Annotated in this window: 6 protein-coding genes and 2 tRNA genes; all 8 read left to right on the top strand. The window is 40.3% G+C overall.

Annotated features, from left to right (window positions below):
• A partial coding sequence (locus D8804_RS09145; protein ID WP_221763055.1) for a hypothetical protein occupies window positions 1-356 on the top strand: 356 nt, incomplete at its 5' end.
• Between the two features lie 11 nt (window positions 357-367).
• Window positions 368-1198 (top strand): aminoglycoside 6-adenylyltransferase, encoded by an 831-nt coding sequence (locus D8804_RS09140; RefSeq protein WP_125399569.1) that lies wholly within the window; start codon window positions 368-370, stop codon window positions 1196-1198.
• 212 nt (window positions 1199-1410) lie between these two features.
• Window positions 1411-3891 (top strand): DNA topoisomerase IV subunit A, encoded by a 2481-nt coding sequence (gene parC, locus D8804_RS09135; RefSeq protein ID WP_125399568.1) that lies wholly within the window; start codon window positions 1411-1413, stop codon window positions 3889-3891.
• 130 nt (window positions 3892-4021) lie between these two features.
• The gene (locus D8804_RS09130) at window positions 4022-5044 is read left to right on the top strand and encodes a branched-chain amino acid aminotransferase (protein ID WP_125399567.1); all 1023 of its coding nucleotides are present in this window, start codon (window positions 4022-4024) and stop codon (window positions 5042-5044) included.
• A 112-nt stretch (window positions 5045-5156) separates the two neighbouring features.
• Window positions 5157-5387, top strand: coding sequence for a DUF2969 domain-containing protein (locus tag D8804_RS09125; protein ID WP_000037107.1), 231 nt, complete (start codon window positions 5157-5159; stop codon window positions 5385-5387).
• 49 nt (window positions 5388-5436) lie between these two features.
• Window positions 5437-5517, top strand: a tRNA-Tyr gene (locus tag D8804_RS09120).
• Between the two features lie 8 nt (window positions 5518-5525).
• A tRNA-Gln gene (locus tag D8804_RS09115) sits at window positions 5526-5597 on the top strand.
• Between the two features lie 162 nt (window positions 5598-5759).
• Window positions 5760-6962, top strand: a complete 1203-nt coding sequence (gene rpsA, locus D8804_RS09110; RefSeq protein WP_001001617.1) for a 30S ribosomal protein S1 — start codon at window positions 5760-5762, stop codon at window positions 6960-6962.
• The last annotated feature ends 10 nt before the right edge of the window (window positions 6963-6972 follow it).

Genomic DNA, 6972 nt, shown 5'->3' with positions numbered 1-6972 from the left:
GTTTAAAATTAATGGAATTGGAAGAAAAAATAATAAATAACTATCTAGTTATAAAAAAAGGTGAGAAGAGAAAGATATACTTACGATTTCTTGTTCCAAATTTTAATGATTATGAAATAGATTATATGGAAAATTATTCTGATACCTATGATTATAGTCAAATTGATTTTTCTATTGATATTCTTTTATATGATTTATCAAAAAATTTATATAAAGAAACATTAGAATTTAAAATAAATAAAAATACTGTCTCATCGTATACATCGTATACACTTAATCAAGAAGAATATTACTATATATATAGATTTAACAAAAAGAATATTTTTCCAGAACTTCAAGAATCTGAAGAGGTATAATTGATTCAGAAATGTTAAATTTGATTTTACATACAGCTAAAAAGTTACAGGTCGATGCAGTCGCCATGTCTGGTTCACGGACAAATCCAAAAGCACCAAAAGACGAGTTTCAAGACTATGATGTTGTTTATGTCCTGGACGACTTAGATAATCTGACGAGGGACCTTTCTTGGTTGGACCATTTTGGCACTCGTATCATTGAGCAGCATAATGTCCTAGGCAACCGTCATCTCTATCTCATGCTCTTTGAAGATGGCAATCGGATTGATTTGACCCTCTGCCCCAAAGAGCACATTCAAGAGTGGGTGAATAGTGAAGTAGGGTTCACCGTTTTAGAAGATAAGAAGGGTTTATTTGAACCCTACTTTCCAAGTCCTCAACGTTTTTGGACAAGCCCAGCTAGTGCGATTGATTTTGAAAAAGCTTGTAATGAATTTTGGTGGGTGTCAGCCTACGTGGTTAAAGGGATTTGTCGCAAGCAAGCCATCTATGCCACGAATCATCTCTACGGAATTTGTCAACAAGAACTCTTGAAGGTCTTGGCTTGGCGAGTTGCAGCAGATAGGGGGACGATTGATATTGGCAAGAACTATAAATATCTCTTTAACTATTTACCTGCTGAGAAAGAGAAGGAATTCTCAAATCTACTTGATTTTTCAAGTAGTGACAAAATCACTCAATCTTTGTTTGCTACGATGAACCTTTTCCACCAAGAGGCTCAGTCCCTTGCTCAAAAAATGGGATTTAACTACGATAAAGAAGTAGCTGAGAAGATGATTCAGTATGCTGAGGAGAGACTTTCAGATCACCAACTAATTAAAGTATATAATTTAAAAGATTAAACTACAGAAAAGATAGTTTAGTTATATATAGTAACTGAACACGGGACTAATTTCTGTAAATTATCCCTTATTCTATAAAAATCTACTCTACATTCTTTGAAAGGAGTTGAACACGCCCTAAATGCTGTGTGAAAAAGATAAATTCTCTTGTGAGCATCGCTCACTGCAATAATTTCCTATTTTCACTTTGCATTTTACGGGCTTAGTATCCTATGTCTAACATTCAAAACATGTCCCTTGAGGACATCATGGGAGAGCGCTTTGGTCGCTACTCCAAGTATATCATTCAAGACCGGGCTTTGCCAGACATTCGGGATGGATTGAAGCCGGTTCAGCGCCGTATTCTTTATTCGATGAATAAAGATGGCAATACTTTTGACAAGAGCTACCGTAAATCGGCCAAGTCAGTCGGTAACATCATGGGGAATTTTCACCCACACGGGGATTCTTCTATCTATGATGCCATGGTTCGTATGTCACAGGACTGGAAGAACCGTGAGATTCTAGTTGAAATGCACGGTAATAACGGTTCTATGGACGGCGATCCGCCTGCGGCTATGCGTTATACCGAGGCACGTTTGTCTGAAATTGCTGGTTATCTTCTTCAAGATATCGAGAAAAAGACAGTTCCTTTTGCTTGGAACTTTGACGATACCGAGAAAGAGCCGACGGTTTTGCCAGCAGCATTTCCAAACCTCTTAGTCAATGGTTCGACTGGGATTTCGGCTGGTTATGCTACAGACATTCCACCGCATAATTTGGCTGAAGTCATTGATGCGACGGTTTACATGATTGACCACCCAACAGCCAAGGTGGACAAACTCATGGAATTCTTGCCTGGACCTGACTTCCCTACAGGGGCTATCATCCAGGGTCGTGATGAAATCAAGAAAGCCTATGAAACTGGGAAAGGGCGCGTCGTTGTTCGTTCTAAGACGGAGATTGAAAAGCTAAAAGGCGGTAAGGAGCAAATCGTTATCACTGAGATTCCTTATGAAATCAATAAGGCTAATCTCGTCAAGAAAATCGATGATGTTCGTGTCAATAACAAAGTAGCGGGGATTGCTGAGGTTCGTGATGAGTCTGACCGTGACGGTCTTCGTATTGCTATTGAGCTTAAGAAAGATGCTAATACCGAGCTTGTACTCAACTATCTCTTCAAATACACCGACTTGCAAATCAACTACAACTTTAACATGGTGGCGATTGACAATTTCACACCTCGTCAGGTTGGGATTGTTCCAATCTTATCTAGCTATATCGCCCACCGTCGTGAAGTGATTTTGGCACGTTCCCGCTTTGACAAGGAAAAGGCTGAGAAACGTCTTCACATCGTTGAAGGTTTGATTCGAGTGATTTCGATTTTGGACGAAGTCATTGCCCTTATCCGTGCTTCTGAGAACAAGGCTGACGCCAAGGAAAACCTCAAGGTCAGCTATGATTTTACAGAAGAGCAAGCCGAAGCTATCGTTACCTTGCAACTTTACCGTTTGACCAATACCGATGTGGTTGTCTTGCAGGAAGAAGAAGAAGAGCTTCGTGAGAAGATCGCCATGCTTGCTGCTATCATCGGTGATGAACGTACTATGTACAATCTCATGAAGAAAGAACTCCGTGAGGTCAAGAAGAAATTTGCGACACCACGTTTGAGTACTTTGGAAGATACTGCGAAAGCAATCGAGATTGATACAGCTAGTTTGATTGCCGAGGAAGATACTTATGTCAGCGTAACCAAGGCAGGCTATATCAAGCGTACTAGCCCTCGTTCCTTTGCGGCATCCACTCTGGAAGAAATTGGCAAACGTGATGATGATCGTTTGATCTTTGTTCAATCTGCCAAGACAACCCAGCACCTCTTGATGTTTACAACTCTTGGGAATGTCATTTATCGACCAATCCATGAATTAGCAGATATTCGTTGGAAGGATATCGGAGAGCATCTGAGCCAGACCATTACAAACTTCGAAACTAACGAAGAAATTCTCTATGCAGAAGTAGTGGATCAGTTTGATGATGCGACAACTTATTTTGTAGCGACTCGCCTTGGTCAAATTAAGCGCGTAGAACGCAAAGAATTCTCTCCATGGCGGACCTACAAGTCGAAGTCTGTTAAGTATGCTAAGCTCAAAGACGAGACAGACCAGATTGTAGCAGTAGCACCAATCAAACTGGATGATGTTCTCTTGATTAGTCAAAATGGTTATGCCCTTCGTTTCAATATCGAAGAGGTTCCAGTTGTTGGTGCCAAGGCGGCAGGGGTCAAGGCTATGAACCTGAAAGCAGATGATGCGCTTCAGGCAGCCTTTATCTGTAACACCTCATCCTTCTACCTCTTGACCCAACGTGGAAGCTTGAAACGCGTTTCCATTGAGGAAATTCCAGCGACCAGCCGTGCTAAACGAGGCCTACAAGTCTTGCGTGAGTTGAAAAACAAACCGCACCGAGTCTTTTTAGCAGGAGCAGTTGCAGAGCAAGGTTTCGTTGGTGATCTCTTTAGTACAGAAGTAGAAGAAAACGACCAAACGCTGCTTGTCCAATCTAACAAGGGAACAATCTATGAAAGCCGATTGCAAGATTTGAACTTGTCTGAACGCACTAGCAATGGAAGCTTTATTTCAGACACGATTTCAGATGAAGAAGTTTTCGATGCTTACCTCAAAGAAGTCTTTAAAGAGGACAAAACAAATTCGTAAAAAGAATCAGTCCAGAGGGCTGATTTCTTTATGTTGAAAAAATTTTCAGAAAATTACAAATAATACTTGAAATTTTACTAGAAAAGTGTAGAATAGAACACATAGTTTGAATAGTATAAAGGAGAAACACATGATAGTTGCAATTGATTGGGAAAACCTTGGATTTGCTTATATGAAATTACCTTACCGTTATATCGCTCACTACAAAAATGGTCAATGGGATCAAGGAGAATTGACAGAGGATGCAACCTTGCATATTTCAGAGTCTTCTCCAAGTCTCCACTATGGACAGCAAGCATTTGAGGGATTGAAAGCCTATCGTACCAAGGACGGCAGTGTTCAACTTTTCCGTCCTGACGAAAATGCCAAGCGTTTGCAACGTACTTGTGACCGTCTTTTGATGCCACAAGTTCCAACAGAAATGTTTGTAGAAGCTTGTAAAGCAGTTGTGCGTGCAAATGAAGAATACGTCCCACCATATGGAACAGGTGGAACCCTTTATCTTCGTCCACTGTTGATTGGTGTTGGGGATATTATTGGGGTTAAACCTGCAGAAGAGTATATTTTCACCATCTTTGCCATGCCAGTTGGAAATTACTTTAAAGGTGGTTTGGTTCCAACCAACTTCTTGATTCAGGATGAATACGACCGTGCAGCTCCGAATGGTACAGGTGCGGCCAAGGTAGGTGGAAACTATGCTGCTAGTCTCCTCCCAGGTAAAATGGCAAAATCACGTCAATTTTCAGATGTTATCTACTTAGACCCATCTACACATACAAAGATTGAAGAAGTCGGATCAGCTAACTTCTTTGGAATCACGGCAGACAATGAATTTGTTACGCCATTGAGTCCATCCATCTTGCCATCTATTACCAAGTATTCTTTGCTTTATTTGGCAGAACACCGCTTGGGCTTGACTCCGATTGAAGGCGATGTCCCAATTGATAATTTGGATCGTTTTGTAGAGGCAGGAGCTTGTGGTACAGCAGCGGTCATTTCGCCAATTGGAGGTATCCAACATGGCGATGATTTCCATGTTTTCTATAGTGAAACAGAAGTAGGTCCTGTTACACGTAAACTTTATGATGAATTGACCGGTATCCAATTTGGTGATGTAGAAGCGCCTGAAGGATGGATTGTCAAAGTGGACTAAAAGACATGAAATAAAGAAGAGCTCCATAGCAGTTGTAAGTGCTGAAATGGAGTTTTTTCTTGCTAGTTTGAGCATTTTCTTGTACAATAGAAAAAGTGAAAAGAGGTAGAGTATGAGTAAAAAAGATAAGAAAATTGAAATCCAATTAACCGATGCAAAAGTGACTGTTGGAAAAGATAGTTATGAAGGATACGTTTTGACGATCGGGAAAAAGGTTATTGGGGAAATTGCCGAATTAGATAGCCAATTTGCCATCATAAAGAATGGAAATGTCGATAGTTTTTATAAAAAACTTGAAAAAGCTGTGGAAATTTTGATTGAAAACTATAATTTGACAAAATAATACTTGTTTTATTGAAAATTTCATGATATAATAGTTCTCGTTAAACATTGGAGAGATAGCGAAGAGGCTAAACGCGGCGGACTGTAAATCCGCTCCTTCGGGTTCGGGGGTTCGAATCCCTCTCTCTCCATTCATCAATGGGGTATAGCCAAGCGGTAAGGCAAGGGACTTTGACTCCCTCATGCGTTGGTTCGAATCCAGCTACCCCAGTTCTTAGGTAATAAATTCAAGATAAAAAGAAAAATATCTTAGGGTATTTTATTTTTATAATTGAAAGACGTGAACGATATGAACATGTCTTTGCGGGTGCTTAGGAAAAAAATTATAAGTATGTCAAGTTTGGAAAAACTTGATTGTTGGAGGATTTTTTAGATGAACGAATTTGAAGATTTGCTAAATAGCGTTAGCCAAGTTGAGCCTGGTGATGTTGTTAGTGCTGAAGTATTGACAGTTGATGCGACTCAAGCTAACGTTGCAATCTCTGGGACTGGTGTTGAAGGTGTCTTGACTCTTCGCGAATTGACAAACGATCGCGATGCAGATATCAATGACTTTGTGAAAGTAGGAGAAGTATTGGATGTTCTTGTACTTCGTCAAGTAGTTGGTAAAGATACTGATACAGTTACATACCTTGTATCTAAAAAACGCCTTGAAGCTCGCAAAGCATGGGACAAACTTGTAGGACGCGAAGAAGAAGTTGTTACTGTTAAAGGAACTCGTGCCGTTAAAGGTGGACTTTCAGTAGAATTTGAAGGTGTTCGTGGATTCATCCCAGCTTCAATGTTGGATACTCGTTTCGTACGTAACACTGAGCGTTTCGTAGGTCAAGAATTTGATGCTAAAATCAAAGAAGTTGATCCTAAAGAAAACCGCTTCATCCTTTCACGTCGTGAAGTTGTTGAAGCAGCTACTGCAGCGGCTCGTGCTGAAGTATTCGGTAAATTGGCTGTTGGTGATGTCGTAACTGGTAAAGTTGCTCGTATCACTAGCTTTGGTGCTTTCATCGACCTTGGTGGTGTTGACGGATTGGTTCACTTGACTGAATTGTCACACGAACGTAACGTATCACCTAAATCAGTTGTAACTGTTGGTGAAGAAATCGAAGTGAAGATCCTTGATCTTAACGAAGAAGAAGGACGCGTATCACTTTCACTTAAAGCAACAACACCTGGACCATGGGATGGTGTTGAGCAAAAATTGGCTAAAGGTGATGTAGTAGAAGGAACAGTTAAACGTTTGACTGACTTCGGTGCATTTGTTGAAGTATTGCCAGGTATCGATGGACTTGTTCACGTATCACAAATTTCACACAAACGTATCGAAAATCCAAAAGAAGCTCTTACTGTTGGTCAAGAAGTTACTGTTAAAGTACTTGATGTTAACGCTGACGCAGAACGCGTATCTCTTTCTATCAAAGCTCTTGAAGAACGTCCAGCTCAAGAAGAAGGACAAAAAGAAGAAAAACGTGCTGCTCGTCCACGTCGTCCAAAACGTCAAGAAAAACGTGATTTCGAACTTCCAGAAACACAAACAGGATTCTCAATGGCTGACTTGTTTGGTGATATCGAACTTTAATCAAATTGAT

It is taken from the genome of Streptococcus oralis (assembly GCF_003944215.1).
In the GTDB taxonomy this organism is placed as follows: domain Bacteria; phylum Bacillota; class Bacilli; order Lactobacillales; family Streptococcaceae; genus Streptococcus; species Streptococcus oralis_BI.
The sequence above is the reverse complement of the archived record's forward strand: the minus strand, read 5'-3'. Positions and strand labels throughout refer to the sequence as shown.

Bases quoted from the DNA above. Each gene is read 5' to 3' on its own strand.
- rpsA (WP_001001617.1), top strand. From the start codon at position 5,760: ATGAACGAATTTGAAGATTTGCTAAATAGCGTTAGCCAAGTTGAGCCT.
- parC (WP_125399568.1), top strand. From the start codon at position 1,411: ATGTCTAACATTCAAAACATGTCCCTTGAGGACATCATGGGAGAGCGC.
- D8804_RS09125 (WP_000037107.1), top strand. From the start codon at position 5,157: ATGAGTAAAAAAGATAAGAAAATTGAAATCCAATTAACCGATGCAAAA.
- D8804_RS09130 (WP_125399567.1), top strand. From the start codon at position 4,022: ATGATAGTTGCAATTGATTGGGAAAACCTTGGATTTGCTTATATGAAA.
- D8804_RS09140 (WP_125399569.1), top strand. From the start codon at position 368: ATGTTAAATTTGATTTTACATACAGCTAAAAAGTTACAGGTCGATGCA.